The following is a 26,957-nucleotide window of genomic DNA, read 5'->3' on the forward strand; positions in this document are numbered from 1 at the left end:
AGGAAAATTAGCGCATAATCTTATCGCCGCGTGATACGCCGACAATACCCGAACGCGGCACCTCGATAATCTCAGCCACGTCACGCACCGCGCTCAGAAACGCATCCAATTTGTCACTGGTGCCCGCCAATTGCACGGTGTAGAGCGTTGCCGTGACATCCACAATCTGTCCACGGAAAATTTCCGTGCTGTGTTTCACTTCTTCCCGGCCATAACCCGTGGCCTGCAGTTTAACCAGCATGATTTCACGCTCAACGTGCGAACCCTGCCCCAGTTCGCTCACGCGCAGCACGTCAACCAGCTTGTGCAGCTGCTTCTCAATCTGTTCGATAACCTTGGCATCGCCCACCGTCTGAATGGTCATACGCGACAGCGTTGGATCGTCGGTTGGTGCCACCGTCAGGCTTTCGATATTATACCCGTGCTGGGAAAACAGGCCGACAACACGCGACAATGCCCCAGATTCGTTTTCCAATAATACAGATAAAATCCGGCGCATGATCAGGTCCTCTCCGTTTTGCTTAACCACATTTCATCCATGCCGCCACCGCGTACCTGCATCGGATAAACGTGTTCACTGCTGTCGATAGTGATATCCACAAACACCAGACGATTTTTCACCGCCAGCGCTTCGCTCAGCTTGCTTTCCAATTCCTGCGGCGACGTAATGGCAATATAGCTAAACGACTTAATTTTGATTGCATTATTTAAATGAGCTATTCAATTGATTTTAGACGTAAAGTGATATCTACACGGGAAGAAGAAGGGTTGAGTATCCGAGAAACAGCGAAGCAATTTCGGATTGGCCCTGCCTCTGTATCGCGTTGGATTAATCAAATAGCGTCAAAAGCATCGACCACGCGTCAGCGAAAGATCGATAAATCCGAGTTGATGAAAGATGTTGAACCATATCCAGATGCTTACCAAAAAGAACGTGCAGAGCGTTTTGGCGTTTGTCAGAAGGCCATTTGGCAAGCTCTTAAAAAGCTGGGATTGACCTATAAAAAACTCTACGTCATCCGAAAGCCGACGAAAGCGCCCGGCAAGCATTTCAACAAAAAAACAACTGTATGAAAAAGAAGGAAAACCTATTGTTTTTATTGATGAAAGTGGTTTTCCACACGATACCCCACGGACTCACGGCTATTCCCCAAAAGGTCAACGGTGTTTTGGCCTGAAGAACGGGAGAGCCAAGGGAAGAACAAATGTTATCGGCGCGTTATTAGGCACAACGCTGTTTGCTATCGGATTATTTGATATCAATATTAACAGCGATGTTTTCTATTCCTGGGTCACACAAGTCCTTATCCCAGTACTCCCTAAAAACAGGGTAATCGTGATGGACAATGCAACTTTTCACAAAAAACATAATATTCAACAAGTCATCATCGATGCAGGGTGTATGCTGGAGTATTTGCCTACATATTCGCCAGATCTTAACCCCATTGAGCATAAATGGGCACAAGCAAAAAGCAAAAAAAGAGAGAGTGGTTGCGATACAGAGATTTTGTTCTCAGTCCATATGGTGCAATCAAAATTAAGTCGGTTGGCTATAGAACACCTTTTTCAGCACCGTGGGCAGATCTTCAGCCTGTTTGACCAAGAAACTGTGCTTCACCACCGGACGAGAAATGCCGACCATGTCGCATTCCTGAAACGCGTCGTAACCGATAATCGAGGTGGCTACCTGCCCAGACAACACCACCATCGGGATGGAGTCCATATAAGCGGTGGCAATACCGGTAATCGCATTGGTGGCACCCGGACCCGAGGTGACCAGCACCACGCCGACATCACCGGTGGCGCGCGCGTAACCATCGGCCATGTGCACTGCACCCTGCTCGTGGCGCACCAGAATATGGTCAATACCGCCCACGGTGTGTAGCGCATCGTAAATATCCAATACTGCCCCGCCCGGATACCCGAACACATATTTCACGCCCTGATCGATCAACGATCGAACCACCATCTCGGCGCCTGACAACATCTCCATGGGATTGCCTCTTTTCGTTCTGAGAGCGGCATCGCGGCACTGGCATCACAGCGCGACACGCGTCATTGTCTTATCCAGAATTTGAATATAGCCGATTACCATAACGTTAGACGATGGCACAGGCAAACAAGGGTGAAGCGAGGAACAAACAAGTGGAAACGGGTTTACACCGCCAGAAGGGGTTCGACTGAGATAAAACGCTAAACGGCGTCATCGCGGGTAGTGATTATTTCGCGATGACAGCCAATTGCAGCGGGAAATTTTCAGCAAATAAAGTTAAAAATTCGTGTACCTCATCCGCTGCAAGTGACTCTGGGTTATTCGCCGTACATGGCATCAATTTCCAGCTGATAGCGCTGGACGATGATCTTACGTCGCAGTTTTAATGTCGGCGTTAACTCCCCGCTCTCCATGGAGAAAGGGGAAGCCAGCAGGGTAAAGCGCTTAACCTGTTCGACACGTGACAGCTCTTTTTGCATCTCACGCAGACGCTGTTCAAACAGTTCGATAATGTGGCTATGGCGTAACAATTCGAGGCGATCGTGATACTTGAGGTTGGCCGATACCGCGTACTCCTCCAGTGCTTCAAAGCAAGGCACAATCAACGCAGACACGTATTTGCGCGCATCGGCAATCACCGCCACCTGTTCGATAAAGCGGTCTTGACCCAAGGTGCCTTCCAAGTGCTGCGGCGCAATATATTTTCCGCAGGAGGTTTTCATCAAGTCTTTCAGGCGCTCGGTGATATACAGGTTACCCTCGGCATCCAGCTTCCCGGCGTCACCGGTTTTCAGCCAGCCATCGGCGGTGAAGGCTTCAGCAGTTTCCTGCGGACGGCGGAAATAACCGCGCATCAGCGTAGCGCCGCGCACCTGTATTTCGTTTTCGTCACCAATGCGCACTTCGATACCCGGTAGCGGCGTGCCGATCGAACCCAGCCGCACATTATCCGCTTCCCAGCACGATACCGTGGCGCAGGTTTCCGTCATGCCGTAACCGTAAATAACGCGCACGCCCATCGACTGGAAAAACAGAATGATATTCTCATCCAGATGCGCGCCAGCCGCAGGCATAAAGCGAATCTTACCGCCCAGCAGGTGGCGCAGCTTGGTCAGCACCAGTCGATCGGCGAAGCGATGCAGTAGCGCATGCAACGGTGAACGTGATTTACCTGAAATACGAGCCAGAAACGCCTTGCGTCCCTGCGCGATGGCCCAGTTAAACAGCGTGCGACGATGCCAGGGTGCCTGCGCGACTTTTTCGTGAATGGCGCTATACACTTTCTCGTAGAAACGCGGCACCGCACACATCACCGTCGGTGAAACGGCCTGCATCGCATTGCGTACCAGATTGGTGTCGGTCAAATAGACGTTTTGTGCACCGGTGTGCATCATGTAAAACGACCAGGCGCGCTCAAACACGTGAGAGAGCGGTAGGAAGCTCAGAGAGATATCGTCCTGCGACACACACAGGCGCTCATCGTGCAACTTCAGCACCATCGCCATGTTGGCGTAATCCAGCATCACCCCTTTCGGCTCACCGGTCGTGCCGGAGGTGTAGATCAACGTGAAGAGATCGTCCAGATTACGCTCATCAATGCGCTGTTGCAGCGCAGGCTGCCAGTAGGCGTCATCCACATCGGCCTCAAACGCCGCCAGCGTCAGCGCAAACGGGCAGTGATGCAGATTCACATTATCATCGAGCACGATGATGCGCTTAAGCTGCGGACACTCCGGCAGCAGCGCCAATATCGCATCATACTGAGGCTGAGAACCAACAAAAATGGTGCGAATATCCGCGTCATTGATGATAAACGCAGCCTGTGTCGCCGTGTTGGTGGCATAAATCGGGACGGTCACGCCACGCACGTACAGCGTCGCGAGATCTGCCAGCGACCAGTTGAGGGAATTATGAGAGAACAACGCGACACGCTCTTGGGCATCAATCCCCAGCGAGAGCAGTGCACTGGCAATGCGACGAATACGCGCACCGGCCTGAAACCAGGTAAGCTGCATTTCGTCAGAGGCGTACCATTCACGCAGTGCGGTACGGCCGGAACAATGAGCAATCTGGTGTTGGATGCGTTCAACCAAGTGGTATTGCGACAAATGGGTAGACATAAAAAATGAGCCTGGGAAATTTCAGCGTACAACTGTTTATTATTTTGGCGCAGTCTACTGATCTTGCCAGAAACCGCAACGATCTTTCACATTGACATGATGGAAGGTTGACGCCACGCACATCTGCCCATTTGCGCGCCCCACGTGATGACGGCAACGCAAACGGTTTCGTCGCGACCGGGAACAAACACCGTTCGATGATCACAAGTGCTTGACATACCCACAAGAATCAAGTACCAATAAGAGCACGAGCGATGCCATTCCCGCGATTGAGCGGTATATGGCAAATTTTACAGCTAGCCGGATCAGACGAGATATCATGTTCAAACACACTTTCCTACTAGGCTGTGTCCCTTAATTGCTTGAGCTATAGTATCCATCTGTTTCTACGACACTTTTGATTATGGCTCGCTACGATCTTTCTGATGAAGCATGGGCAATCATTGAGCCCTTGTTGCCAACCGTTTTGACATCTCCGCGGGCCGCCCGAGAACATCGAAAAATCTTCAACGGCATGTTCTGGATACTGTGTTCAGGTGCACCATGGCGTGATTTACCTGAACGTTACGGCCCATGGAAAATCGTTTATAACTGTTTCAATAGATGCTCAAAGTCTTGAATCATTAACATTATTTTCAATAAGTTACTTTCATTTCTTGATGCTCATGGACTTGTTGACTGCTCAGCCACTGCGCTGGATGGCAGTAATATCCGTGCGCTCAAAAAAACATCTCGATATTACCAACGATAATAGCCTGGGTCGCTCACGAGGTGGTTATGGCACCAAAATCCACATGGCGACTGACGGAAGCGGCATCCCGCTAAACATCGTACTGAGTGCTGGGCAGGGTCACGAAAGCCTGTTTGCGTTACGACTCCTGGACGGAATTGGCGTGCAACGCCAGAACGGCAGCATGAAGCGTCGTGGCCATGCAGTACTGGCTGACAAAGCCTACTCTGGGAATGCACTACGTAACGAGTTGAAAAAAAGAGGGATAAAAACGGTTATTCCCCGAAAATCAAATGAAAAACTGGCTTCAGATGGACGCTCGCAACTTGATCGTGATGCTTATCGCCGTCGCAACGTTGTGGAAAGGTGTTTTGGCCGTTTAAAGGAATATCGACGGATCGCCACACGTTATGAAAAAATGGCAAGAAACTATCTAGCAATGGTGAAACTGGGCTGCATCCGCTTGTTTTACCGCCGGTTACGCAATTAAGGAACACAGCCTAGTGCGGAACGCATTACGTTAACGTTACCAATGCATTCAAATGAGAAGTCCACGCCGCCATCGGTCAGCTCAACAATCACATCCTGAATCGGTTTGTCGTAATCTTTCGGGTTGATCAGATCGGTTGCCCCCAGTTTACGGGCCAGATCGAACTTGCTGGCGTTGATATCAATACCGATGATGCGTCCAGCCCCGGCCATCTGTGCGCCGATAATCGCCGACAGGCCGATACCGCACAAACCGAACACGGCGACACTGTCACCGGGTTTCACCTTGGCCGTATTCAGTACGGCACCCATACCGGTGGTTACGCCACAGCCGAGCAGGCACACTTCTTCCAGCGGCGCTTCCTTATTGATCTTCGCTAGGGAAATTTCAGGCACTACCGTCAGTTCCGCGAAGGTGGAGGTGTCCATGTAGTGAAAAATCGGCTTACCCTCTTTAAAGAAACGCGTGGTGCCATCCGGCATCAATCCTTTGCCTTGGGTGCTACGAATCGACTGGCACAGGTTGGTTTTGCCGGAGCGACAAAATTTACACTCGCCACATTCTGGCGTATACAGTGGAATTACGTGATCGCCGATGGCAACGCTGGTCACGCCCTCGCCAATGGCTTCAACGATACCGCCGCCTTCGTGCCCGAGAATGGCAGGAAATACGCCTTCCGGATCTTTGCCAGACAGTGTATAGGCATCGGTGTGGCACACGCCCGTTGCGACGATACGTACTAGGACTTCGCCTTTTTGTGGCGGCATCAAATCAACGTCTTCAATCGAGAGCGGCTGATTAGGACCCTAGGCGACAGCGGCGCGGGTTTTGATCATGTTCATGGTGTGCTCCTATAGGTAATGCAGTTGCAGTATAGCCAAGCGACATTATTTTGATAACAATTAGCTGTATTTTTTTGCCACATATCAGGGCATCGGCTGTAATCATTTTTAAGTCGGTTGGCTATAATGGGATGGCCTCTCGCGATAGTGCCCGCAAGAGGCGAAAGTGCGTTTATGTATCGAACTGCTCGATAATCAGTTTCTTAAAGGCTTCCACATTGGGGCCAAAGGCATCTCGTCGCCATATCAGCCAGGTGGATGCGTTAGCAAGCGACTCAGCCAGAAGATGGCGTTGTACCCGATCGCGTGCCGCCAGCGCGTCCAGCACCGATAGTGGCAACAACGCCACGCCGGCACCACTTGCGACGCAGGCCAGCATCGCTGCATAGGAGGTCACGTCAAGCGTGTGACCGGGCGTAACGCCTGCCTGATGGAACCAGTTTTCTAATTTGTGTCGATAAGTGCAGCCTGCGCGGAAAGCCAGCAGCGTGCTGCCCGCTATATCCTGCGGATGAGCGATCGGCGCATGGTCTAGGGCGGAAACCAGCACCAGTATTTCGTCAAACGCAGCGCACCCATTAAGTTCGTCGGCCTGTATCGGTCCGTCTACCAACGCGGTCGCCAGGGTGCCGGCTCTTACCCGCTCGACGATATCACTGGATACCGAGCAGGTCAGGACGACAGATACTGCGGGGTAGCGTGTATGGTAGGCCGACAGCAACGCGGGCAGATGGCTCACAGCGAGGCTCTCCATCGCCCCCAAGGGAAAATTGCCGGTGGGTTCCTCCGCGCGTGTCATGCTGATCGCTTCTTCACTCAATGCCAAAATACGTTCTGCATAGCAGAGAAAATTGTGCCCCACCGGGGACAAGCGCAGCCGCTGTTTCTCGCGAATAAACAGATCGCGTCCTAATTCCTGTTCCAGTTGACGCAATCGGGTCGTCAAGTTGGAGGGAACGCGCTGCAACAACTCGGCGGCGCGAGCCACCGAGCCTGTTTCCGCCACCAGACAGAACATTCGAAGCTGCGTCAGGTTCATAAGTCTACCTTTCTTTTTATGAGACTAACTTTGATTCACTTATTCATTTTTAATGACAAACTCAGTCTAACGATTGTAGAGTGACTTGGCAACGACCTTGTTACATCTGGCAGAAAATCGTTATAGCTAAACGACTTAATTTTGATTGCATTATTTAAATGAGCTATTCAATTGATTTTAGACGTAAGGTGATATCTACACGGGAAAAAGAAGGGTTGAGTATCCGAGAAACAGCGAAGCAATTTCGGATTGGCTCTGCCTCTGTATCGCGTTGGATTAATCAAATAGCGTCAAAAGCATCGACCACACGTCAGCGAAAGATCGATAAATCCGAGTTGATAAAAGATGTTGAACCATATCCAGATGCTTACCAAAAAGAATGTGCAGAGCGTTTTGGCGTTTGTCAGAAGGCCATTTGGCAAGCTCTTAAAAAGCTGGGATTGACCTATAAAAAAACGCTACGTCATCCGAAAGCCGACGAAAGCGCCCGGCAAGCATTTCAACAAAAAATACAACAGTATGAAAAAGAAAGCAAACCTATTGCTTTTATTGATAAAAGTGGTTTTCCACACGATACCCCACGGACTCACGGCTATTCCCCAAAAGGTCAACGGTGTTTTGGCCTGAAGAACGGGGGAGCCAAGGGAAGAACAAATGTTATCGGCGCGTTATTAGGCACAACGCTGTTTGCTATCGGATTATTTGATATCAATATTAACAGCGATGTTTTCTATTCCTGGGTCACACAAGTCCTTATCCCAGTACTCCCTAAAAACAGTGTAATCGTGATGGACAATGCAACTTTTCACAAAAAACATAATATTCAACAAGTCATCATCGATGCAGGGTATATGGTGGAGTATTTGCCTACATATTCGCCAGATCTTAACCCAATTGAGGGCTTTGTTGAATAAACATATTTTATGCTGCACCCCCGGTGAAACGACAGATCCTCGCAACGCAAAATCATGCAGTTAGGCCTCATAAGAAAACTGTAAACCTGAGGTGACAAGCATTTTCTACCAAAACTGGCTGGAAAAACAGCATGATTCACTATTATTCAACAAAGTCCCAATTGAGCATAAATGGGCACAAGCAAAAAAAGAGAGAGTGGTTGCGATACAGAGATTTTGTTCTCAGTCCATATGGTGTAATCAAAATTAAGTCGCTTGGCTATACTGTGGTAAAGTGGAGCAGCATGATTATCAGCTTTATCTGGCTATCAACGATATCGAGCATACAAAAACGAAGGCGACGTCTCCGCAGACGAACGGCATCTGCGAGCGCTTCCATAAAACCATTTTGCAGGATTTTTATCAGGTTACGTTCGGCAAGAAGTTATATGGAGACCTGGAAAGCCTGCAGGTAGATCTGGACAACTGGTTGTGGCATTACAATACTGAGCGAACTCATCAGGGAAAAATGTGCTGCGGGCGTACGCCGATGGCCACTTTACTCGATGGAAAACGGATCTGGGCAGAAAAGAATCTGAACCAGATGTAATCTGACAGACACCTGTATAAATAATCGGTAACTGTCAGATCAGGTCTGAGCTAGTACACATAAAACCTGGATTCTCCCAGTTTCCAACCCTGTTCAACCAGCCGTCCGATGATGTAGTGCTGGAAGTGCTTTTCTTGATGTGCTGATGATCCCATTTATTATTCTCCTCGCAAATCAATCTGACCGGTAACTGCGGCTGTGATAAAGGCGGCCCGGCGTTCTTTGAGCAAGGTGATACTTTGTTCCGCCTTGCCAATCAGCGCATCAATACGAGCGGTTTCGCGGTCGAGAGTGGCAGAGATGATGGCTTGTTCGTCTGGTGATGGGATGACACTTTTGAGCTTAACTAAGGCAGAAGCATTTATTGCCGGATAGCTCAGCCCCTCAGAATGAGCTTCAATAGCCTGGACAATAAGTTCGTTAAGAATCATCCATTTAAGGAAGGGTTGTTCCAACTTGCGGGCACGAAGAACGGCAAATCCTGTTGAGAACACAGAATCAGCATACTCATCAGTAACTGCGGCAACTGCCTTCAAGTATGTCCTTACGGTGGAAACGACTACATCCCCAGTAGATGCCTTGCGTCTGGCTCTGGACGGAGCATCTGCAAAAGCCATTTCCGTAGCTTGCTTGATGCCCTCCAAATATCCTACGGACGATATATCGACGTAACTAATGCGCGTTGTTCCAGTGGTTGAATCTGACAAAGCATCATCATTGACTGAGGTTACTCGGCAAATGGGCTTCACCTCCCAATGCTCCGGCACCTGCCCAATCCACTCAACGCCAGAATCCTTATACGCATGATACGTTTTGTACTGGCTCATTCGCTCGCCACCTCTGCCAGTAGTGCGGCTATCTCGGCTTCTACCTGCTTCAGCTCGTCGTCAATATCGTGCAGCTTGCGCGGTGGCTCATACTGGTAGAAGAAGCGGTTGAAATTGATCTCGTAGCCGACGCGGCCCAACAGACCATCTCTGGCATCGGTAAAACTCTCGTCCAGATAGGCGTCCGGCACAAGTTCGCCGTTGGCATCCGTAACCGGCTCGGCTTCTGGGTCTTTATGCCCAAAGGCGGTGATCAAGGCGGTGATAAGGGTCTTGGTTGCCTTTACCTTGAGCGCCTTTGCCTTATCGGACTTTGCAGCATCTTTAGCAAAGGTTTCAGCCCAGTTGTAATCCTTGGTTTGTCCTGATAACGGCTTGATTGCATCCAACCAGAAGGATTGATGAGCGGACGACAGCTTCAGCCACGTAGAATCAGATACCAGTCGGTCAAGCCCTTCTTGGTCCAAAATCAACTTCATTCGCAATGGGCGCAGCACCTTGATACGGCGATAACCAAAAGTCCGGTAATCCAGCATTTTGGAGAGTTTGTCGGTTTCTCCAGCAGCATACATATCTAGGATCTGGCAGCGCTGATCATCGCTCACGATTCGGCGTTTGTTGCCTTCATTCTTAATGGAAGTCCAGAGACTGGTGGCGTTGATCAGCTGCACCTTCTCTTTGCGCTGCTCCAATTTTTTATTGGACAGTATCCAGAGATAAGTGGCGATATTGGTGCGGAAGAACAAGTCTGTCGGCAAAGCTATAATAGTTTCAACTAGATCATTCTCCAGCAACCAGCGGCGGATTTCCGATTCACCGGAAGCGGCAGCACCATTAAATAGTGGCGAACCCGACAACACGATAGCCGCACGTCCACCGCCATTGGCAGGCAGTTCCAGCTTGCTGGCCAAGTGCATCAAAAACAACATGGAGCTGTCGCTGATCTTCGGCAGACCCGGCCCTAAGCGGCCCAGCTCGCCTTTTTCGTGTTCATCCTCAACGGCTTTTTTATCTTTCTCCCATTTCTTTCCGAAAGGCGGATTGGACAAGCAGTAGTGGAAGCGCTCACCGGCAAACTGATCGTTGGAGAGCGTGCTGCCTTGGCGAATGTTCTTGGACAGGTCGCGCCCAGGATCAAACTCTAGGCGGCGGATCAGCATACCGGCCACGCAGACTGCATGGGTTTCCGGTTCTAGTTCTTGCCCGTGCGGCACTAGTACCGGAGGTATTTTGTAATGGCTGCCGTAGCCTGCCACATGGTTCATCGCATCAGTTAGGAATCCGCCCGTACCGCAAGTCGGGTCGTACAGGGTGCGAATCAAACCGGGGCTAGCCTCAAACTGGGCATCATCCGGGTCAAGCAACAACGCAGTTGCTAGGTGAACGATGTCACGAGGTGTCATGAAGTCCTCGGCCCCTTCGTTGACCTCGGCACCAAAGCGGCGGATCAGGTGTTCATAGATATTGCTCATCACCCGGTCTGGCAGTACGTCAGGATGCAGGTCGATCTTGGCGAAGTTCTGGAAAATCTTGTACAGCAGCCCAGCCTTCTCCAGTCGGATCACAGTATTGCCGAATTCGAATTCCTCGAAAATAGCCCGAGCATTATCTGAAAACAAGGCTAGATAGTCTTCCAGATTGCGGCGAGTCTTGCTGTTACCCAGCGTAGCGAGTGAGTATTCAGAGGTGTTGTAGAAGGGGTAAATGGCCGTCGAGCGCAGTACGGTATCCAGTTCGATATCAGAATCCTTGAAGAGGCTATAAGCATCCCTAACCGCCTCGCGAGTCGGCTCCAGCGCACACTCCAAACGACGCAGCAAGGTAAACGGCAAGATGATCTTGCGAAAGTCTGTATGCTTGAAGTCACCCCACAGGTCTTCTGCATTCTTCCAAATAAAGTCAGCTTGTAAAGCTGCTGATCCCGTAAAGTCGTTCATTCTGGCCTCCAACCATCTTTTGCACGAAACGGTACTATGCTCTAAAGGTGATCGTCAACCATGTTTTGCACAAAATAGTGTGAATTCCATTACCAGATTAAATCTGCGATCCTACCTCAGAATGCAAATATCCGATTAATCCAACGCGATACAGAGGCAGGGCCAATCCGAAATTGCTTCGCTGTTTCTCGGATACTCAACCCTTCTTCTTCCCGTGTAGATATCACTTTACGTCTAAAATCAATTGAATAGCTCATTTAAATAATGCAATCAAAATTAAGTCGTTTAGCTATATCTAGGCTGATGCACCGACAGATTGAAAGTTACTCTGGGTTTTCGTCTTTGACTTTCACTCGCGTAAAGAATCACGCTGAGGTGGCGTGACCGCCGGGTGAGTGGCATGGATGCTGCGAAAGCTAGCGCCGCGCCGGGAGCGCGTCGCTAGCGGCCCGAACAGCGGGCACGAACGCCGAAGGTAACGCGTAGCGGCGTGATTTCTCGCGAAAAGCCTAGAGTCACGAGGCGGCGGCGATTGAGCGCCTCGTGTTGGGCGCGTGCTGCAATGGTTGCAGAAATCCATGTTGGTTAACGCGCACGAAACCTTCACGGAGCAGACAGAAATCCCCGCTCATTAATACAGACGGAGATAGCCTCACGAGGCGATATCGTCACACTACGCCCTGTGCCAGCATCGCATCTGCCACTTTCACAAAGCCCGCGATGTTCGCGCCGCGCACGTAGTTGGTGTATTGACCTTCGCCGCCGAAATCTACGCACGCATGGTGGATATCCAGCATGATGTGGTGCAAACACGCATCCACTTTCTCCGTTTTCCAGCCCATGCGCGCCGCATTCTGTGCCATTTCCAGCCCAGAGGTTGCGACACCACCGGCGTTTGCCGCTTTGCCCGGCGCAAACAGTACATTGGCTTCCAGGAAGGCATCCGTCGCTTCGATCGTGGTCGGCATATTGGCCCCTTCCGCCACTGCTTTCACCCCGTTAGCAATCAGCGTCTTGGCACTGGTCAGGTCCAGCTCATTCTGCGTGGCGCACGGCAGTGCGATGTCCACGGGCACGTTCCACGGCGTTTGGCCTGGCAGGTATGTAAGACCGGCTTCGCGCGCGTAATCCTTCACACGGCCATAACGTTGGTTTTTGATATCCGCCAGCAGCGCCAGTTTCTCCGGCGTGAAGCCCGCCTCATCCGCGACCGTGCCGTTGGAGTCCGAAGCGGTAATCACACGAGCACCCAGAGACAACGCTTTTTCAATGGCATGCTGCGCCACGTTACCGGACCCGGAGACTGCAACACGCATGCCCTCAAACCCAAGGCCGTGACGCTCCAGCATCGCCTGCGTGAAGTAGACTAGCCCATACCCTGTCGCTTCCGGGCGAATCAGACTGCCGCCAAAAGAGAGTCCTTTACCGGTAAACACACACGCGGTGTTGTTGGTCAGCTTTTTCATCATCCCGGTCATAAAGCCCACTTCACGACCGCCCACACCGATGTCTCCGGCAGGTACGTCAGTATCCGGCCCCAGATGGCGATACAGTTCCGCGATCAGCGCCTGACAGAAGCGCATCACTTCACCATGGCTTTTACCCTTTGGATCAAAATCGGAACCGCCTTTACCACCGCCTATTGGCAGCGTGGTCAGCGAGTTTTTAAAGGTTTGCTCGAAACCGAGGAATTTGAGAATGGAGAGGTTCACCGAAGGGTGGAAACGCATCCCGCCTTTATACGGACCAATGGCGGAACTGAACTGCACGCGCCAAGCGCGGTTGACCTGCACCTGACCTTTGTCATCCGTCCAGGCAACGCGAAACTGGATAACACGCTCTGGCTCGACCAGACGTTCCAGCAGGCTTTGCTCTGCATAGCGCGGATTCTGTTCCAGAAACGGCCACAGGGTAGAGAAAACTTCCCTGACCGCTTGAGAAAACTCCGGCTGATGCGGGTCGCGCTGCTGAACCTGATTGAGAAAACTTTCCAGAGAGACTAATTGAGCCATTACCAACTCCTGCAAAAAAGAAAAAGCGTCCGGTGGACTGTGCTTTTTTTATCTCGCACCCTTTCACGTCACGCGCAGCAAAGTGCCTAGCCGCGTGAACACGGTGAAAGTTATGCACGTTAAAAGCCTATGGGATCGCGGTTGAATGATGTTGTGCCGCTTCGACTATAGCACTGCTGGTGGATATTCAAGCAAGCGTTTTTTAAGGTTTTATATGCTTATAGCCAAGCGACATTATTTTGATAACAATTAGCTGTATTTTTTTGCCACATATCAGGGCATTAGCTGTAATCATTTTTAAGTCGGTTTGCTATAAAAATCAATGAGATAGGCACTTACACTCACATAAAAAATGATAAAAATTTGTCATAACTTTTTGTTATATAACAAAAGAAAGTACAATTCAGTGCACAAAAAAGCGGTTAACAGAGGGGAGGTAAAAAAATGCGATCGACTAAAAAATCGGTCAATTTGCAAAAAAATGCACTACCTAAAAAGGCTCCACGGCCTTAACCCATAGGTATCTACACATCTTTTGCAATATCTGCTATTACGTTGCTGCATGATCTCAACTTATCCATCGGCGGGATTGATGCCCGCCTTAACCGGCGTTATAGCCAAACGACTTAAAAATGATTACAGCTAATGCCCTGATATGTGGCAAAAAAATACAGCTAATTGTTATCAAAATAATGTCGCTTTGCTATATCAGCGTCTGGTTAAGCAACACATGACTCCCGCAGCACCATTGGCGTCAACCGTTAAAGACCTTGCCTGCGCGCAGAAAACAACATTCGCCACTACTCAGGCCGTTTGGCGTTTTTTTAATAATGAACGTATTAGCTTCACTCAGCTCAATGAACCGATTATTTCGCTGGCTCTCCGGCAGGTTGCACTTAGCCCGCATCCATATGCTCTCGTCGTTCACGACTGGTCTCATTTACAGTTTCGTACCCACAATGGGAAAGAAGAACGTTTGAAAATGACGCATGGTGGCGACGTCGGTTATGAACTACAAACCAGCCTACTGGTTGATGCTACAAATGGTTTACCAATAGCGCCCTTGTCTCAAACTCTAACCGATAGGGCGGGTTGTCGTTCAACGCTAACCGAGGGCTTGTCTGAGAGTCTGACTCATATGGATGCTTTGACGGCTGATATAGCTAAACGACTTAATTTTGATTACATTATTTAAATGAGCTATTCAATTGATTTTAGACGTAAAGTGATATCTACATGGGAAGAAGAAGGGTTGAGTATCCGAGAAACAGCGAAGCAATTTCGGATTGGCCCTGCCTCTGTATCGCGTTGGATTAATCAAATAGCGTCAAAAGCATCGACCACGCGTCAGCGAAAGATCGGCTTTGTTGAATAATAGGTAATCATGCTGTTTTTCCATGCCAGTTTTGGTTGAAAATGCTTGTCATCTCATGTGTACACTTTTCTCATTAGGCCTAATTGCATGATTTTACGGGCTTTGTTGAATAATAGTGAGTCATGCTGTTTTGCGAAGCCAGTTTTGGTAGAAAATGCTTGTCACCTCAGGTTTACAGTTTTCTTATGAGGCCTAACTGCATGATTTTGCGTTGCGAGGATCCGTCGTTTCGATGGGCTGCCAGCATAAAATGTACTAGCTCAGACCTGATCTGACAGTTACCGATTATTTATACAGGTGTCTGTCAGATTACATCTGGTTCAGATTCTTTTCTGCCCAGCTCCGTTTTCCATCGAGTAAAGTGGCCATCGGCGTACGCCCGCAGCACATTTTTCCCTGATGAGTTCGCTCAGTATTGTAATGCCACAACCAGCTGTCCAGATCTACCTGCAGACTTTCCAGGTCTCCATATAACTTCTTGCGGAACGTAACCTGATAAAAATCCTGCAAAATGGTTTTATGGAAGCGCTCGCAGATGCCGTTCGTCTGCGGAGACATCGCCTTCGTTTTCGTATGCTCGATATCGTTGATAGCCAGATAAAGCTGATAATCATGCTGCTCCACTTTACCACAGTACTCCGTACCCCTGTCGGTCAGTATTCTCAGCACCGGCAGTCCCTGAGCCTCGTAGAACGGGAGTACGCTATCATTGAGCAGGTCGGCGGCGGTGAGCGGTGTTTTATTCGTATACAGCTTGCAGTGCGCCACTTTCGAGTACGTATCCACGAACGTCTGCTGGTAGATACGGCCCACCCCCTTCAGATTGCCCACGTAGAAGGTGTCCTGCGAGCCCAGATACCCGGGATGTGCCGTCTCGATTTCACCGCAGGCCTCATCATCGTGCGCCTTCTTCTCCAGGGCTGCGATTTGAGCGTCGGTAAGGACAATGCCTTCTCTGGCGACCTTTTCCTCAAGCGCCTTCAGGCGTTTACGGAAGTTCTCCAGGTCGTGTCGTTGCCAGATGGAGCGCACGCCGCTGCCGGAGATAAACACGCCTTTTTTACGCAGCTCATTACTGGTCCGGTGCTGCCCATGGGGCGGGAACTCAATAGCATAATCAACAACCGCGCGTTCAGTGGCTTCGTCGGTGCGGTTCTTCAGGTTCGGAACCCGGCGGTTCTGGTTAACCAGCGCATCAATGGCGCCTTCAGTAGCCAGTTCCTGATAACGGTAAAATGTATCGCGTGACACGCCCATGATCTTGCAGGCTTTTGATACGTTATAGCCAAGCGACATTATTTTGATAACAATTAGCTGTATTTTTTTGCCACATATCAGGGCATTGGCTGTAATCATTTTTAAGTCGTTTGGCTATACCGAGTTCTTCGGCGAGATTGAACAGGCCGGCTTTGTGTTTGATAATGGGATTGTTAGTATGAAGCATGAGAGTTACCTCGCGTTTTGTTTAAGAATTAGACACCCATATCAAAACCGGTAACTCTCAACCTTTCAAGGTCCAGTGTCAGATCTAGTCGCGACTAATACACATAAAATCTATTTATTCAACAAAGCCGATCTTTCGCTGACGCGTGGTCGATGCTTTTGACGCTATTTGATTAATCCAACGCGATACAGAGGCAGGGCCAATCCGAAATTGCTTCGCTGTTTCTCGGATACTCAACCCTTCTTCTTCCCGTGTAGATATCACTTTACGTCTAAAATCAATTGAATAGCTCATTTAAATAATGTAATCAAAATTAAGTCGTTTAGCCATATAGCCAAGCGATATTATTTTGATAACAATTAGGGCTTTGTTGAATAAATAGAACTTTTGGGTAATCATCGGAGCAGATCAACACAGTTGTTTTAAAATCAGGTCTCCATGACAAAACAAAATTTTAAAATCACCAACTGGCCCTCTTATAACAAGGCCCTCAAGCAGCGCGCTTCTCTAACCGTATGGCTAGATGAATCAGCCATTGCTGCATGGACGGAAAAAAACACTACTGAACGGCGTGGACGACCGCTCCACTACTCAGATATGCCCATCACCACAGTCCTGATGATGAAACGCATGTTTGGCCTTTCATTGAGGGCTTTACAGGGCTTTGGTGACTCGATTTTTAAACTGATTAAATTGTCGCTCCATTGTCCAGACTATTCGCTGCTCAGCAAGCGAGCAAAGACAGTGAACATCAGCATAAAAACGCCAACCCGTGGTGAAATCTCACATCTGGTCATTGATGGAACCGGCCTGAAGGTCTTTGGCGAAGGCGAATGGAAAGTCCGGCAGCATGGTGCCGACAGACGCAGGGTATGGCGTAAGCTGCACCTGGCAGTAGACAGTGTGACGCATGAGATTATCTGTGTGGATTTGTCGCTCAGTGGTACGACTGATGCCCAAGCTCTACCGGCGCTGATAAACCAGACCCACCGGAAAATCAGAGAGGCATCGGCTGACGGCGCTTAGGATACAGTTTACTGCTATGATGCTCTGCTGAGGAAGAAAATAAGGCCGCTTATCCCGCCACGAAGGGGGGGCGCAATATTGGCAAGAGCACTACCACGAGCGTAACCACGCTGTTGCAAATCAGCGCATTAGCGGTAGTAACGCTATCTGGAAAAAGAAAGTGGGCTATCACCGGCGCTCAGTGGCTGAAACGGCCATGTTCCGGTTCAAAAGGCTTCTGGGTGGTCATCTAAGTCTGAGAGACTACGATGGTCAGGTGGGTGAAGCCATGGCCATGGTCAAAGCGCTTAACCTGATCACGCTATTAGGAATGCCGAACAGTATTCGCATCACGTAACAATCGACCCGTATGGGGCGCAGTCGTTACAAGTTCTGATTTATTCAACAAAGCCAAAAATATAGAATAAATACATCTTTTATTTTCATGGTTATTACAGGAGCACACGATGTCATCTATTCACGGTCATGAAGTACTGCATATGATGCTGGATTCTGCCGAATCCTACACCACTGAGGGGCTGATTGCCGCCATTGAAGCGCGTTTCGGTGCCGACGCACGCTTTCATACCTGCTCCGCTGCCGACATGAGCGCGGCCATGCTGGTGGATTTTCTGGCAAACAAAGGCAAGTTTATCCCACAGGACGCAGGGTTTAACACGGCAGCCAGCAAGATCTGCCAACACTAAGCCATGGCGTTCACCTTACGCCCCTATCAACAGGAGGCAGTTTCCGCCACGCTGGCCTATTTTCGCCAATATCAACACCCTGCGCTGATCGTACTGCCCACCGGCGCAGGAAAGAGTCTGGTGATTGCCGAACTGGCGCGGTTAGCGCGAGGGCGCGTGTTGGTGCTGGCGCATGTCAAAGAGCTGGTTGAACAGAATCACGCTAAATATTGCGCCTGGGGATTGGATGCCGACATTTTTGCAGCCGGACTTAACCAGCGCCGCAGCGAAGGCAAAGTGGTGTTTGGCAGCGTGCAATCCGTGGCGCGAAATCTGCCTGCCTTTACCCAGTTCTCGCTACTGATCATCGATGAATGTCACCGCATCAGCGATGACGATGACAGTCAATATCAGCAAATCATTACGCACCTGCGCGCACAAAACCCCGCACTGCGCCTGCTCGGCCTTACCGCAACGCCTTACCGCTTGGGCAAAGGCTGGATTTATCAATATCACTACCACGGCATGATTCGCGGTGATGAACAATGCCTGTTTCGCGACTGTATCTATGAACTCCCGCTGAGTTACATGATCAAACACGGCTTTCTGGTAGCGCCGCAGCGCCTAGATATGCCAGTAGTGCAATACGATTTCAGCCGTTTGAGCGTGCAGCCCCACGGTCTGTTCAGCGACGCGGAACTCAACCGTGAATTACGACTGCAGCAGCGCGTGACGCCCCAGATTGTCAGCTACGGCACCGAGCGTAAAGGCGTGATGATCTTTGCGGCGACCGTGGAGCACGCCCTAGAAATACACGGTCTGTTGCCTTCAGAAAAAGCCTCTTTTATCAGCGGGGAAACCCCTGCCGCAGAACGCGATGTGCTGATCGCTGCCTTTAAGCAGCAACAGTTGCACTATCTGGTCAATGTGGCGGTGTTGACGACGGGCTTTGATGCGCCGCACGTTGACGTCATAGCTATCCTGCGCCCGACGGAATCCGTCAGCCTGTATCAGCAGATCGTTGGACGCGGCCTGCGCCTATCGCTAGGAAAAACGGATTGCCTGATTCTGGATTACGCCGGGAATCCCCATGATTTGTATATGCCGGAAGTAGGCAGCCATAAACCGCACAGCGGGAGCCAGCCGGTACAGGTGCTTTGCCCGCAGTGCGGTTTTGCCAACCTGTTTTGGGGAAAAACCACGGCGGAGTGTGATATTGTCGAACACTATGCTCGCCGCTGCCAGGGCTATGAAGAAGACGACAACGGTGTTCGAACGCAGTGCGATTACCGTTTCCGCTTTAAAGTATGCCCGGAATGTGGTGCCGAAAACGACATTGCCGCACGTCGTTGCCACCAATGCGATCACATTATGTGTCGATCCTGACGACATGCTAAAAGCCGCACTCAACTTGAAAGATGCTCTGGTGCTGCGCTGTAGCGGCATGCAGATGACGACCGGGCAGGATGAAAAAGGTGAATGGCTAAAGATCACCTATGTTGATGGAGACGGCGCTGACGTCAGCGAACGTTTTCGCCTGCATACGCCTGCCCAGCGCCGCGTCTTTACTCAGCAGTTTTTACGGGTGCACCAACGTGCGCCGGGGCTAGTGCTGACATGGCAATCCGCACAGGATATCTTGCGCCAACAGGCCGCCCTGCGTGCGCCGGACTTTGTCGTGGCGCGACGCCAAGGCAAACAGCGGCAAGGCTTTTGGCAAGTGAGGGAAAAACTGTTTGATTATGAAGGCCGTTTTCGCCGTGCCAATGAATTACGCTAGCTGGCGTAACACGGTTTCATTTGCCGCCACGCGGATATTCCGTTAGAATGCAGGCCGCTTTTGTCATGCAAAAGCAAATCTGTTCCATTGTGAATAATACATTCCATTGTGAATAATACATTCCATTGTGAATAATACATTCCATTGCGAATAACCTAACCTGTTGCTGGGTCGCCTGTAGCAGGTGTATTTTCTAAAATAGAGAAAATAATGATCACTATTAACGCAGAAGTACGTAAAGAGCAGGGTAAGGGTGCGAGCCGCCGCCTGCGCGCAGCCAGCAAATTCCCAGCCATCATCTACGGTGGTGCGGAAGCGCCGGTATCTATCGCCTTGGATCACGACAGCGTTAAAAACCTAGAAGCTAAAGAAGGTTTTTACGGCGAAGTTCTGACCCTGGTTGTCGATGGTAAAGAAGAAAAAGTGAAAGTTCAGGCTGTTCAGCGTCACGCTTACAAGCCGAAACTGACTCACATCGACTTCGTTCGCGCTTAATCGTTTGGGGAAATCCGTGGGACGCTGCGAGTTTTCCTAGCAAGCAAGAATGTCGATAAGAAAAACGCCGCTTATGCGGCGTTTTTCGTTTTCTGGTCGCTTATTTATCACCGCTGCTTAAACGGCGCTGTAGCTGATCACGCAAATTCGGCGGCGTTCCTTTAATGGTAAGTGTGTCGGTTGTCGGATCCCAGAAGATACGCTCGCCCAGCAGCATGGCATCAAAGTTGATCGTCAACCCACCGCCACTGCCAGCATACTTGGTCAGCTGGCGCAGCGTGCTGCGATCCGCCGGGAAACTCTCTTCCAATTCATAGCCGTGCTCTTCTGAAAAAGCATGGAAGGTTTTCTCTCCCAACGGCGGTAGTTCCTGCGACAACGCAGCAACCTCTATCTCTTCCCCTGCCTGCAATTGCTCATTGCAATAGCTGTATACCTGCTGACGGTATTGCTGACACTCGTTTTTATCCAGCTGCGCATCGGCACAATAATCGTCTACCGCCTGCAACAGGCCCCGACTCTGCGCTTTGGCGTCAAGCCCCGCGCTGGCACCGAGGAAATCCATAAAGAAATCCGCGACCTTGCGCCCGACCCGTCCTTTCAGGAAGGTCAGATAGCGTTGAGATTCCGGGTTGGTTTCCCATTCTGTGAGATCGATACGCGCCACAATATCCGCATGGGGGATATCCAGATAGTGTGTGCTGCTGATATCCAACTGTTCATTGACGCGCATGCTGCTGCAACTGCTCAGCACCGCCACCAGCAGGTACTCAACCGCCAGATAGCGGTATTGGCAGAACAGCACGATGCCCCCCTCCGAAAAGGGATATTTCGCCAGTTCATCACGCAAACGCGCGGTGGCCGCGCGACTAAACCCGAGGAAATCCTCCTCCCCTTTACGGCAGCCACGCAGTGCATGGGCCAGTTCGCTCTGTTCCTCGAACACGCCGTAGGCCTTGTTTTTCGCACTGTAGACGCGGTGCAACTCGGCCATCATCTCGTCAACGGCGGGGGTGGCATCCAATAACGAATCCCGTAACACCAACTCCAACGTTTGCTCATCACGTTTGACAAGCTGATGCAAGGCAATCTGGTCGATATCCAGACTCATGATAAACTCTCCTTTTGGCAAGGAGCGTATTCAAACACCAACGCAGGTCCCCTGCAAGAGAAAGCCTCCAGCCACCAGAGGTTGAGGCTAAAATGATAAAATTGCGGAAAACGTCAGGTCGTTACGGTAAGATATTCCCCTTTATCAGCTTGAGAATCGCCCTTTTATGGCACAATTATCCCGTTACAGTGACGAACTCGTCGAACAAGTGCTTTCCGAATTGGTAAGCGTATTGGGAAAACACCGTACCCCTACTGACCTCTCCTTGATGGTTTTGGGCAACATGGTCACCAATCTTATCAACACCAGCGTAGCACCGGAGCAGCGTCAGGTATTGGCTCGTTCTTTTGCTGATGCGTTGCAGGCATCCATCACTACCCATAACGCGCACTAACACCGACCAGAGGCTATGGTAAGCAACCATCACAACTATCGCGAAAAAGTTTCCCAGATGATCAGTTGGGGGCATTGGTTCGCGCTATTTAACATCCTGTTGAGTCTGGGGGGGGGCAGCCGCTATCTGTTCGTGGCGGATTGGCCCTCATCGTTACTTGGCCGTAGCTATGCCCTTGTCAGCTGGCTGGGGCATTTTAGTTTTATCGTTTTTGCCGTCTACCTATTGATTGTCTTTCCCTTGACATTCGTGGTGATGTCGCAGCGTTTGCTGCGTTTTCTTTCTGCGGCGTTGGCAACCGCAGGGCTGACGCTGCTGTTGCTGGATATGGAGGTGTTTAGCCGCTTCCACCTGCACTTGAATCTCACCGTCTGGAAGGTGGTGATCAATCCAGAACAAAGTGACCTGGCCCGTGACTGGCAACTGATGTTTATCGGCATCCCCGTGATTTTCATGGTGGAGATGCTGTTTGGCACTTGGTGCTGGCAAAAACTGCGTAGTCTGAACCGTCACCACATTGGCATGCCGGTCGCCGCGGTATTTATCAGTGCGTTTTTCGCATCGCATATGATGTATATCTGGGCCGATGCCAACTTCTATCGACCGATCACCATGCAGCGCGCCACATTGCCGTTATCCTATCCGATGACTGCGCGACGATTTCTGGAAAAACACGGCCTGCTGGACGCTCAAGCATATGAGCGACGCATTGCCCTACAGGGCAACCCTGAGGCGATTACGCTGGAATACCCACTGAACAATATTCAGTTCCGCGATGCCGGCAGCGGCTACAATCTGTTGATTGTGGTCGCAGATCAACTGCCGCTCATCCGTATGCCGCAGTTGATGCGTTTTGCAGAAGAGAACGTGCACTTCAGCAACCATTTCAATGTCAGCCAGAATGCCCAAAGTAGCCTGTTCAACCTGTTCTATGGTATCTCGACCACCTACATGGATGGGGTATTGAGTGCACGCACGCCATCAGCGTTGGTGAGTTCCCTGAACCAACAAGGCTATCAATTTGGTCTTTTCTCAAGCAACGGCTTTGATAACCCGCTTTATCGCCAGGCACTACTGTCAGACTTTTCGCTTTCAGTACCGGTAACTCAACGTGATGTTGATACCGTTCAACAGTGGCAGACGTGGCTGGAAACCGGTACGCAACCCACATCGCCGTGGTTTTCTTATATTGAGCTTGGCACCACTGGTGCCCGAGCCCTAACGGATGCTAAAGCCACCGATCAAAACATCAGCGCAATACTTAATACGTTGCAAAGCCAAGGCAAACTGGATAATACCGTCGTGATTATTACGACAAAATCCAGCGAACAGGATAAAGGCAGCCGCTACCGTCGCTCACAGTGGCAGATCCCACTGGTGGTACATTGGCCGGGTACACCTGCGCAGACCATCAGTAAAATGACGGATCAAAAAGACGTTATGGTCACTTTGATGCAGCGTCTGCTGCATGTCAAAACGTCCGCCACGGACTACGCGCAAGGGGAAGACCTGTTTGCGGCCCAGCGACGTAATAACTGGCTGGTGAACGGCAACCACGGTGCGTTGATGATCACAACGCCAGAGCAGATCATCCAATTGGAAGCCAATGGCAGCTACGATGCCTACAACAGTGACGGTGAAAAATTGCGTGATGAAAAACCAAGTTTACAGCTGCTGTTACAGGTACTCACCAGCGAAAGGCGATTTATTGCCAACTAACTGCCTAAATCTAAAGCGATCGCGCCAGCAGGCTATTGCAATCGGTTCAGGAGACGGTAATATAGCGCCCCATAGCGTCGGCACGTAGCGCAGCCTGGTAGCGCACTGTCATGGGGTGTCAGGGGTCGGAGGTTCAAATCCTCTCGTGCCGACCAAATAATCCCAAGAAAACCAACCTGTTACGGTTGATTTTTTTATGCCTGAAATTTAGCCGGACCAGATGCCAGACGGCACACGTTGAACATCCACGCACAAAAAAAGGAGCTTTCGCTCCCCCTTTACTGGCAGATCAAACCGCAATCTTGAAATCATTTGTACAGGATTGCGGTACCGCGCAGCTGATCGTTACCGGCTACAGAAACAATCTTGTACGAAGATGCGCCAGCTGCTTCCGCTTTTGCCGCTACCTGAGCTTCAAAGGCGCTCAGCGTTTCTGCACCGCTCACTTGCACAGTACCGATGTCTTGCGCAGCAAAGCTACCAAAAGAAACCAGACCAAGAGCAACAGCTGCGGCAAATTTTTTGATAACGTTCATGATATAAACCCTCTGTTCGATGTTTGATATAAAGGCCATTTGCCTTTGATGGAATGAATCATAGCGCCATCTTTAGGAGGTGAATATCAGAGAAAACTGTCATAATCATTCAATTAAATTGAAAAACAAAATAAGCGCTTGCGTACGAGTCCTACACACTGAATGACAGCGCATCATCCGCTCATTCAAATTCATCCTGCTATACAAAAGCAGAACCCCCTCAACAAAAAAAACTAACAGAATAAAAAGCCATATGACCCCATTTCTGGTTTTATAAATTCAACATTATTGCGTATTTTCATATAATTACCTAGACATAAAGTCTAATCATTTCAACAGGGAAGATATAATGAAACGCGTTCTACTGGCTTTATAACTAAACGACTTAATTTTGATTACATTATTTAAATGAGCTATTCAATTGATTTTAGACGTAAAGTGATATCTACACGGGAAGAAGAAGGGTTGAGTATCCGGGAAACAGCGAAGCAATTTCGGATTGGCCCTGCCTCTGTATCGCGTTGGATTAATCAAATAGCGTCAAAAGCATCGACCACGCGTCAGCGAAAGAGCGATAAATCCGAGTTGATAAAAGATGTTGAACCATATCCAGATGCTTACCAAAAAGAACGTGCAGAGCGTTTTGGCGTTTGTCAGAAGGCCATTTGGCAAGCTCTTAAAAAGCTGGGATTGGCCTATAAAAAAAAACTCTACGTCATCCGAAAGCCGACGGAAGCGCCCGGCAAGCATTTCAACAAAAAATACAACAGTATGAAAAAGAAGGTAAGCCTATTGTTTTTATTGATGAAAGTGGTTTTCCACACGATACCCCACGGACTCACGGCTATTCCCCAAAAGGTCAACGGTGTTTTGGCCTGAAGAACGGGGGAGCCAAGGGAAGAACAAATGTTATCGGCGCTTTATTAGGCACAACGCTGTTTGCTATCGGATTATTTGATATCAATATTAACAGCGATGTTTTCTATTCCTGGGTCACACAAGTCCTTATCCCAGTACTCCCTAAAAACAGGGTAATCGTGATGGACAATGCAACTTTTCACAAAAAACATAATATTCAACAAGTCATCATCGATGCAGGGTATATGGTGGAGTATTTGCCTACATATTCGCCAGATCTTAACCCCATTGAGCATAAATGGGCACAAGCAAAAAGCAAAAAAAAGAGAGAGTGGTTGCGATACAGAGATTTTGTTCTCAGTCCATATGGTGTAATCAAAATTAAGTCGCTTGGCTATAACTGCTTTTTTCACGCACTTTTCAGTGTCTTATCACATTTTTTTGACATAACTGTGACTTTTGACGCTGTTTGCCTGCTTGATCTCACGGAAATGGGATAGTAGTATCCCTCGGCTATAACAATAACGTATGTCTGATGTTTTGCTTTCAGATACAGTCACTTGTCAATCCATTCAGCACTATTGCGGGCCGTATTCAAACGTATGCACCGTACCTAGGGTTATCAAGATGTACTGCATCAGCATTCACATTGGTCACATTTTATCTCAGCCACCCTTGTGCGCCGTTCAACCGGAAGAGAGGCGCTGTGGCCGTACGTTCGCGGCACCGGGTGGTCTTGCAATGGAATTCACTATGAAATCAATCAAAATCAGCCTAGCCTGGCAAATCCTTATTGCGTTGTTCCTTGGCATCCTTGTTGGTGCCGTACTGCATGAAAGCCCCGATGAGCGCCAGTGGCTTATCAGTAACATTTTGAGTCCCGCAGGTGATATTTTTATCCGGCTAATCAAAATGATCGTGGTGCCGATTGTGATTGCCACGCTGATCGTGGGCATCGCCGGGGTTGGGGATGCCAAGAAGCTGGGGCGTATTGGTCTTAAGACCATTGTCTATTTTGAGGTGATCACCACCTTTGCCATTATTCTTGGCATTACGCTGGCAAACCTGTTCCAACCCGGTCACAGTATCGATATGTCATCATTGACCACGGTGGACATCTCTCAGTACCAAAAGACCACCGAACAGGTGCAGAGTGGGTCGCACAGTTTGGTGGTGACCGTGTTGTCGCTCATCCCCCCCAACATTTTTGCGGCGATTGCCAATGGCGATATATTGCCGATTATCTTCTTTTCCGTCATGTTTGGGCTGGGGCTGTCGTCGCTCCCCAAAGCGCATCGCGATCCGCTGTTGAACGTGTTTCGCGGCGTATCGAAAACCATGTTTAAAGTCACTCACATGATCATGCGCTACGCGCCGGTTGGGGTGTTTGCGTTGATTTCGGTGACAATAGCCAACTTCGGGTTTGCTTCGTTGTGGCCGCTCGCCAAACTGGTGATTCTGGTGTATGTCGCCATTCTGTTCTTCACGCTGGTGGTATTAGGGGGGGTAGCACGCTTGTGCCGTCTGCGTGTCACTATGCTGATCCGTATTTTGAAAGATGAACTGATCCTAGCCTACTCCACCGCCAGTTCAGAAACTGTGTTGCCGCGCATCATTGAAAAGATGGAAGCTTACGGCGCGCCAAAATCGATCACCAGTTTTGTGGTGCCGACGGGCTACTCGTTTAACTTGGACGGTTCTACGCTGTACCAAAGTATCGCTGCTATTTTCATTGCCCAACTCTATTGCATTGATCTGTCTCTGTGGCGGGAGATTGTACTGGTGTTAACCCTGATGCTGACCTCCAAAGGGATTGCCGGTGTGCCGGGTGTCTCGTTTGTGGTGCTGTTGGCAACCTTGGGCAGCGTGGGCATTCCGTTGGAGGGGTTGGCCTTTATTGCCGGCGTGGATCGCATCATGGACATGGCGCGCACGGCGCTGAACGTAGTGGGCAACGCGCTTGCCGTACTGGTCGTTGCGAAGTGGGAAGGGCAGTTTGATGAAGAGAAAGCCCGCGCCTACGAGCGCGAAATCAAGGGTACTGATTCACGGCTGGTATAG

The 26,957-nt window shown here is 49.9% G+C and carries 24 protein-coding genes, 1 tRNA gene and 9 pseudogenes; 19 read left to right on the top strand and 15 right to left on the bottom strand.

The window, feature by feature from the left end; all coding sequences use genetic code 11:
- Positions 1 to 7 precede the first annotated feature (7 nt).
- Together ilvN and ACD630_RS09810 are read right to left on the bottom strand one after the other, a co-directional pair.
- The gene (ilvN, locus tag ACD630_RS09805) at positions 8 to 499 is read right to left on the bottom strand and encodes an acetolactate synthase small subunit (RefSeq protein ID WP_430359972.1); all 492 of its coding nucleotides are present in this window, start codon (positions 497 to 499) and stop codon (positions 8 to 10) included.
- Between the two features lie 2 nt (positions 500 to 501).
- Positions 502 to 675, bottom strand: a pseudogene (locus ACD630_RS09810) (acetolactate synthase 3 large subunit); the annotation flags it as partial.
- Positions 676 to 711: 36 nt separating this feature from the next.
- On the opposite strand from ACD630_RS09810, the gene ACD630_RS09815 reads away from it, so the two are divergent.
- The 3 genes and pseudogenes from ACD630_RS09815 to ACD630_RS09825 all read left to right on the top strand — a co-directional run bounded on the left by ACD630_RS09815 (position 712) and on the right by ACD630_RS09825 (position 1,599).
- On the top strand, positions 712 to 1,074 hold the full coding sequence (locus ACD630_RS09815; protein WP_430358939.1) for an IS630 transposase-related protein: 363 nt from the start codon (positions 712 to 714) through the stop codon (positions 1,072 to 1,074).
- 25 nt (positions 1,075 to 1,099) lie between these two features.
- Positions 1,100 to 1,423: pseudogene (locus ACD630_RS09820) on the top strand (transposase); the annotation flags it as partial.
- 32 nt (positions 1,424 to 1,455) lie between these two features.
- Positions 1,456 to 1,599: a hypothetical protein gene (locus ACD630_RS09825; RefSeq protein ID WP_430358940.1), complete on the top strand. Its 144-nt coding sequence runs from the start codon at positions 1,456 to 1,458 to the stop codon at positions 1,597 to 1,599.
- On the opposite strand, the pseudogene ACD630_RS09830 reads toward ACD630_RS09825, so the two are convergent.
- Positions 1,553 to 1,993 (bottom strand): annotated as a pseudogene (locus ACD630_RS09830) (thiamine pyrophosphate-binding protein); the annotation flags it as partial. The gene ACD630_RS09825 and the pseudogene ACD630_RS09830 sit on opposite strands and share 47 nt — an antisense overlap.
- A 317-nt stretch (positions 1,994 to 2,310) precedes the next feature.
- Positions 2,311 to 4,113, bottom strand: a complete 1,803-nt coding sequence (locus tag ACD630_RS09835; RefSeq protein WP_430358941.1) for an AMP-dependent synthetase/ligase — start codon at positions 4,111 to 4,113, stop codon at positions 2,311 to 2,313.
- 403 nt (positions 4,114 to 4,516) lie between these two features.
- Between ACD630_RS09835 and ACD630_RS09840 the strand changes: the two are divergent.
- Positions 4,517 to 5,333 (top strand): annotated as a pseudogene (locus ACD630_RS09840) (IS5 family transposase).
- Between the two features lie 5 nt (positions 5,334 to 5,338).
- On the opposite strand, the pseudogene ACD630_RS09845 reads toward ACD630_RS09840, so the two are convergent.
- The 3 genes and pseudogenes from ACD630_RS09845 to ptrR form a co-directional block, all read right to left on the bottom strand.
- A pseudogene (locus ACD630_RS09845) lies at positions 5,339 to 6,118 on the bottom strand (alcohol dehydrogenase catalytic domain-containing protein); the annotation flags it as partial.
- A 13-nt stretch (positions 6,119 to 6,131) separates the two neighbouring features.
- Complete coding sequence (locus ACD630_RS09850) at positions 6,132 to 6,281, bottom strand: hypothetical protein (RefSeq protein WP_430358942.1); 150 nt, start codon at positions 6,279 to 6,281, stop codon at positions 6,132 to 6,134.
- A gap of 66 nt (positions 6,282 to 6,347) precedes the next feature.
- On the bottom strand, positions 6,348 to 7,214 hold the full coding sequence (gene ptrR, locus ACD630_RS09855; protein WP_430358943.1) for a putrescine utilization regulator PtrR: 867 nt from the start codon (positions 7,212 to 7,214) through the stop codon (positions 6,348 to 6,350).
- 158 nt (positions 7,215 to 7,372) lie between these two features.
- Here ptrR and ACD630_RS09860 point away from each other — a divergent pair, with 158 nt between their 5' ends.
- The 3 genes and pseudogenes from ACD630_RS09860 to ACD630_RS09870 all read left to right on the top strand — a co-directional run.
- A complete protein-coding gene (locus ACD630_RS09860; protein ID WP_430358944.1) occupies positions 7,373 to 8,128 on the top strand; it encodes an IS630 family transposase in 756 nt (251 codons plus the stop codon).
- Positions 8,129 to 8,219: 91 nt separating this feature from the next.
- Entirely contained in the window at positions 8,220 to 8,378 is a 159-nt protein-coding gene (locus ACD630_RS09865; protein ID WP_430358945.1) for a hypothetical protein, read from the top strand.
- Positions 8,379 to 8,390: 12 nt separating this feature from the next.
- Positions 8,391 to 8,717, top strand: a pseudogene (locus tag ACD630_RS09870) (integrase core domain-containing protein); the annotation flags it as partial.
- A gap of 158 nt (positions 8,718 to 8,875) precedes the next feature.
- Here the strand turns inward: ACD630_RS09870 and ACD630_RS09875 are convergent.
- The 4 genes from ACD630_RS09875 to gdhA all read right to left on the bottom strand — a co-directional run bounded on the left by ACD630_RS09875 (position 8,876) and on the right by gdhA (position 13,493).
- Complete coding sequence (locus ACD630_RS09875; protein ID WP_430360133.1) at positions 8,876 to 9,544, bottom strand: hypothetical protein; 669 nt, start codon at positions 9,542 to 9,544, stop codon at positions 8,876 to 8,878.
- On the bottom strand, positions 9,541 to 11,481 hold the full coding sequence (locus tag ACD630_RS09880) for a type I restriction-modification system subunit M (RefSeq protein ID WP_430358946.1): 1,941 nt from the start codon (positions 11,479 to 11,481) through the stop codon (positions 9,541 to 9,543). Before ACD630_RS09880 ends, ACD630_RS09875 begins: the two co-directional genes overlap by 4 nt.
- A 116-nt stretch (positions 11,482 to 11,597) precedes the next feature.
- The gene (locus ACD630_RS09885; RefSeq protein WP_430358947.1) at positions 11,598 to 11,738 is read right to left on the bottom strand and encodes an IS630 transposase-related protein; all 141 of its coding nucleotides are present in this window, start codon (positions 11,736 to 11,738) and stop codon (positions 11,598 to 11,600) included.
- Between the two features lie 411 nt (positions 11,739 to 12,149).
- Positions 12,150 to 13,493 carry an NADP-specific glutamate dehydrogenase gene (gdhA, locus tag ACD630_RS09890; protein WP_430358948.1) on the bottom strand — a complete coding sequence of 448 codons (1,344 nt, stop codon included), beginning with the start codon at positions 13,491 to 13,493 and terminating at the stop codon, positions 12,150 to 12,152.
- A gap of 700 nt (positions 13,494 to 14,193) precedes the next feature.
- On the opposite strand from gdhA, the gene ACD630_RS09895 reads away from it, so the two are divergent.
- Positions 14,194 to 14,688, top strand: a complete 495-nt coding sequence (locus ACD630_RS09895; protein ID WP_430358949.1) for a hypothetical protein — start codon at positions 14,194 to 14,196, stop codon at positions 14,686 to 14,688.
- Positions 14,689 to 14,868: an IS630 transposase-related protein gene (locus ACD630_RS09900; RefSeq protein ID WP_430358950.1), complete on the top strand. Its 180-nt coding sequence runs from the start codon at positions 14,689 to 14,691 to the stop codon at positions 14,866 to 14,868. It abuts the gene before it with no gap.
- Between the two features lie 309 nt (positions 14,869 to 15,177).
- Here the strand turns inward: ACD630_RS09900 and ACD630_RS09905 are convergent.
- Together ACD630_RS09905 and ACD630_RS09910 are read right to left on the bottom strand one after the other, a co-directional pair.
- Positions 15,178 to 16,312 (bottom strand): annotated as a pseudogene (locus ACD630_RS09905) (IS481 family transposase).
- Between the two features lie 114 nt (positions 16,313 to 16,426).
- Entirely contained in the window at positions 16,427 to 16,606 is a 180-nt protein-coding gene (locus ACD630_RS09910; protein WP_430358951.1) for an IS630 transposase-related protein, read from the bottom strand.
- A 144-nt stretch (positions 16,607 to 16,750) separates the two neighbouring features.
- Here ACD630_RS09910 and ACD630_RS09915 point away from each other — a divergent pair.
- The 4 genes and pseudogenes from ACD630_RS09915 to rplY all read left to right on the top strand — a co-directional run bounded on the left by ACD630_RS09915 (position 16,751) and on the right by rplY (position 20,278).
- Positions 16,751 to 17,675: pseudogene (locus tag ACD630_RS09915) on the top strand (IS5 family transposase).
- 109 nt (positions 17,676 to 17,784) lie between these two features.
- Positions 17,785 to 18,024, top strand: a complete 240-nt coding sequence (locus ACD630_RS09920) for a YecH family metal-binding protein (protein WP_430358952.1) — start codon at positions 17,785 to 17,787, stop codon at positions 18,022 to 18,024.
- A gap of 3 nt (positions 18,025 to 18,027) precedes the next feature.
- A pseudogene (locus ACD630_RS09925) lies at positions 18,028 to 19,783 on the top strand (DEAD/DEAH box helicase).
- A 210-nt stretch (positions 19,784 to 19,993) separates the two neighbouring features.
- On the top strand, positions 19,994 to 20,278 hold the full coding sequence (rplY, locus tag ACD630_RS09930; protein WP_430358953.1) for a 50S ribosomal protein L25: 285 nt from the start codon (positions 19,994 to 19,996) through the stop codon (positions 20,276 to 20,278).
- A 100-nt stretch (positions 20,279 to 20,378) separates the two neighbouring features.
- Here the strand turns inward: rplY and yejK are convergent, their stop codons facing one another.
- Positions 20,379 to 21,389: a nucleoid-associated protein YejK gene (gene yejK, locus ACD630_RS09935; protein WP_430358954.1), complete on the bottom strand. Its 1,011-nt coding sequence runs from the start codon at positions 21,387 to 21,389 to the stop codon at positions 20,379 to 20,381.
- A 166-nt stretch (positions 21,390 to 21,555) separates the two neighbouring features.
- On the opposite strand from yejK, the gene ACD630_RS09940 reads away from it, so the two are divergent.
- From ACD630_RS09940 to ACD630_RS09950, 3 genes are all read left to right on the top strand, one after another.
- Complete coding sequence (locus ACD630_RS09940) at positions 21,556 to 21,783, top strand: YejL family protein (protein WP_430358955.1); 228 nt, start codon at positions 21,556 to 21,558, stop codon at positions 21,781 to 21,783.
- 15 nt (positions 21,784 to 21,798) lie between these two features.
- Positions 21,799 to 23,502: an LPS biosynthesis-modulating metalloenzyme YejM gene (yejM, locus tag ACD630_RS09945; RefSeq protein ID WP_430358956.1), complete on the top strand. Its 1,704-nt coding sequence runs from the start codon at positions 21,799 to 21,801 to the stop codon at positions 23,500 to 23,502.
- A 78-nt stretch (positions 23,503 to 23,580) separates the two neighbouring features.
- Positions 23,581 to 23,657, top strand: a tRNA-Pro gene (locus ACD630_RS09950).
- Positions 23,658 to 23,810: 153 nt separating this feature from the next.
- On the opposite strand, the gene ACD630_RS09955 is transcribed toward ACD630_RS09950, so the two are convergent.
- Positions 23,811 to 24,038 carry a YdgH/BhsA/McbA-like domain containing protein gene (locus tag ACD630_RS09955; RefSeq protein WP_430358957.1) on the bottom strand — a complete coding sequence of 76 codons (228 nt, stop codon included), beginning with the start codon at positions 24,036 to 24,038 and terminating at the stop codon, positions 23,811 to 23,813.
- Between the two features lie 408 nt (positions 24,039 to 24,446).
- On the opposite strand from ACD630_RS09955, the gene ACD630_RS09960 reads away from it, so the two are divergent.
- The 3 genes from ACD630_RS09960 (at position 24,447) to gltP (ending at position 26,957) form a co-directional block, all read left to right on the top strand.
- Positions 24,447 to 24,917 carry an IS630 transposase-related protein gene (locus ACD630_RS09960; protein WP_430358958.1) on the top strand — a complete coding sequence of 157 codons (471 nt, stop codon included), beginning with the start codon at positions 24,447 to 24,449 and terminating at the stop codon, positions 24,915 to 24,917.
- Complete coding sequence (locus ACD630_RS09965; protein ID WP_430359973.1) at positions 24,800 to 25,396, top strand: IS630 family transposase; 597 nt, start codon at positions 24,800 to 24,802, stop codon at positions 25,394 to 25,396. The genes ACD630_RS09960 and ACD630_RS09965 overlap by 118 nt, the downstream gene beginning before the upstream one ends.
- A gap of 253 nt (positions 25,397 to 25,649) precedes the next feature.
- A complete protein-coding gene (gltP, locus tag ACD630_RS09970; protein WP_430359974.1) occupies positions 25,650 to 26,957 on the top strand; it encodes a glutamate/aspartate:proton symporter GltP in 1,308 nt (435 codons plus the stop codon).

This window comes from Symbiopectobacterium sp. RP, assembly GCF_050472005.1.
GTDB lineage: Bacteria > Pseudomonadota > Gammaproteobacteria > Enterobacterales > Enterobacteriaceae > Symbiopectobacterium.

What these genes read in the sequence shown, in the direction of transcription:
- ilvN (WP_430359972.1), bottom strand. Translation starts at nt 499, where the DNA reads ATGCGCCGGATTTTATCTGTATTATTGGAAAACGAATCTGGGGCATTG.
- ACD630_RS09815 (WP_430358939.1), top strand. Translation starts at nt 712, where the DNA reads ATGAGCTATTCAATTGATTTTAGACGTAAAGTGATATCTACACGGGAA.
- ACD630_RS09825 (WP_430358940.1), top strand. Translation starts at nt 1,456, where the DNA reads ATGGGCACAAGCAAAAAGCAAAAAAAGAGAGAGTGGTTGCGATACAGA.
- ACD630_RS09835 (WP_430358941.1), bottom strand. Translation starts at nt 4,113, where the DNA reads ATGTCTACCCATTTGTCGCAATACCACTTGGTTGAACGCATCCAACAC.
- ACD630_RS09850 (WP_430358942.1), bottom strand. Translation starts at nt 6,281, where the DNA reads ATGATTACAGCCGATGCCCTGATATGTGGCAAAAAAATACAGCTAATT.
- ptrR (WP_430358943.1), bottom strand. Translation starts at nt 7,214, where the DNA reads ATGAACCTGACGCAGCTTCGAATGTTCTGTCTGGTGGCGGAAACAGGC.
- ACD630_RS09860 (WP_430358944.1), top strand. Translation starts at nt 7,373, where the DNA reads ATGAGCTATTCAATTGATTTTAGACGTAAGGTGATATCTACACGGGAA.
- ACD630_RS09875 (WP_430360133.1), bottom strand. Translation starts at nt 9,544, where the DNA reads ATGAGCCAGTACAAAACGTATCATGCGTATAAGGATTCTGGCGTTGAG.
- ACD630_RS09880 (WP_430358946.1), bottom strand. Translation starts at nt 11,481, where the DNA reads ATGAACGACTTTACGGGATCAGCAGCTTTACAAGCTGACTTTATTTGG.
- ACD630_RS09885 (WP_430358947.1), bottom strand. Translation starts at nt 11,738, where the DNA reads ATGAGCTATTCAATTGATTTTAGACGTAAAGTGATATCTACACGGGAA.
- gdhA (WP_430358948.1), bottom strand. Translation starts at nt 13,493, where the DNA reads ATGGCTCAATTAGTCTCTCTGGAAAGTTTTCTCAATCAGGTTCAGCAG.
- ACD630_RS09900 (WP_430358950.1), top strand. Translation starts at nt 14,689, where the DNA reads ATGAGCTATTCAATTGATTTTAGACGTAAAGTGATATCTACATGGGAA.
- ACD630_RS09910 (WP_430358951.1), bottom strand. Translation starts at nt 16,606, where the DNA reads ATGAGCTATTCAATTGATTTTAGACGTAAAGTGATATCTACACGGGAA.
- ACD630_RS09920 (WP_430358952.1), top strand. Translation starts at nt 17,785, where the DNA reads ATGTCATCTATTCACGGTCATGAAGTACTGCATATGATGCTGGATTCT.
- rplY (WP_430358953.1), top strand. Translation starts at nt 19,994, where the DNA reads ATGATCACTATTAACGCAGAAGTACGTAAAGAGCAGGGTAAGGGTGCG.
- yejK (WP_430358954.1), bottom strand. Translation starts at nt 21,389, where the DNA reads ATGAGTCTGGATATCGACCAGATTGCCTTGCATCAGCTTGTCAAACGT.
- ACD630_RS09940 (WP_430358955.1), top strand. Translation starts at nt 21,556, where the DNA reads ATGGCACAATTATCCCGTTACAGTGACGAACTCGTCGAACAAGTGCTT.
- yejM (WP_430358956.1), top strand. Translation starts at nt 21,799, where the DNA reads ATGGTAAGCAACCATCACAACTATCGCGAAAAAGTTTCCCAGATGATC.
- ACD630_RS09955 (WP_430358957.1), bottom strand. Translation starts at nt 24,038, where the DNA reads ATGAACGTTATCAAAAAATTTGCCGCAGCTGTTGCTCTTGGTCTGGTT.
- ACD630_RS09960 (WP_430358958.1), top strand. Translation starts at nt 24,447, where the DNA reads ATGAGCTATTCAATTGATTTTAGACGTAAAGTGATATCTACACGGGAA.
- gltP (WP_430359974.1), top strand. Translation starts at nt 25,650, where the DNA reads ATGAAATCAATCAAAATCAGCCTAGCCTGGCAAATCCTTATTGCGTTG.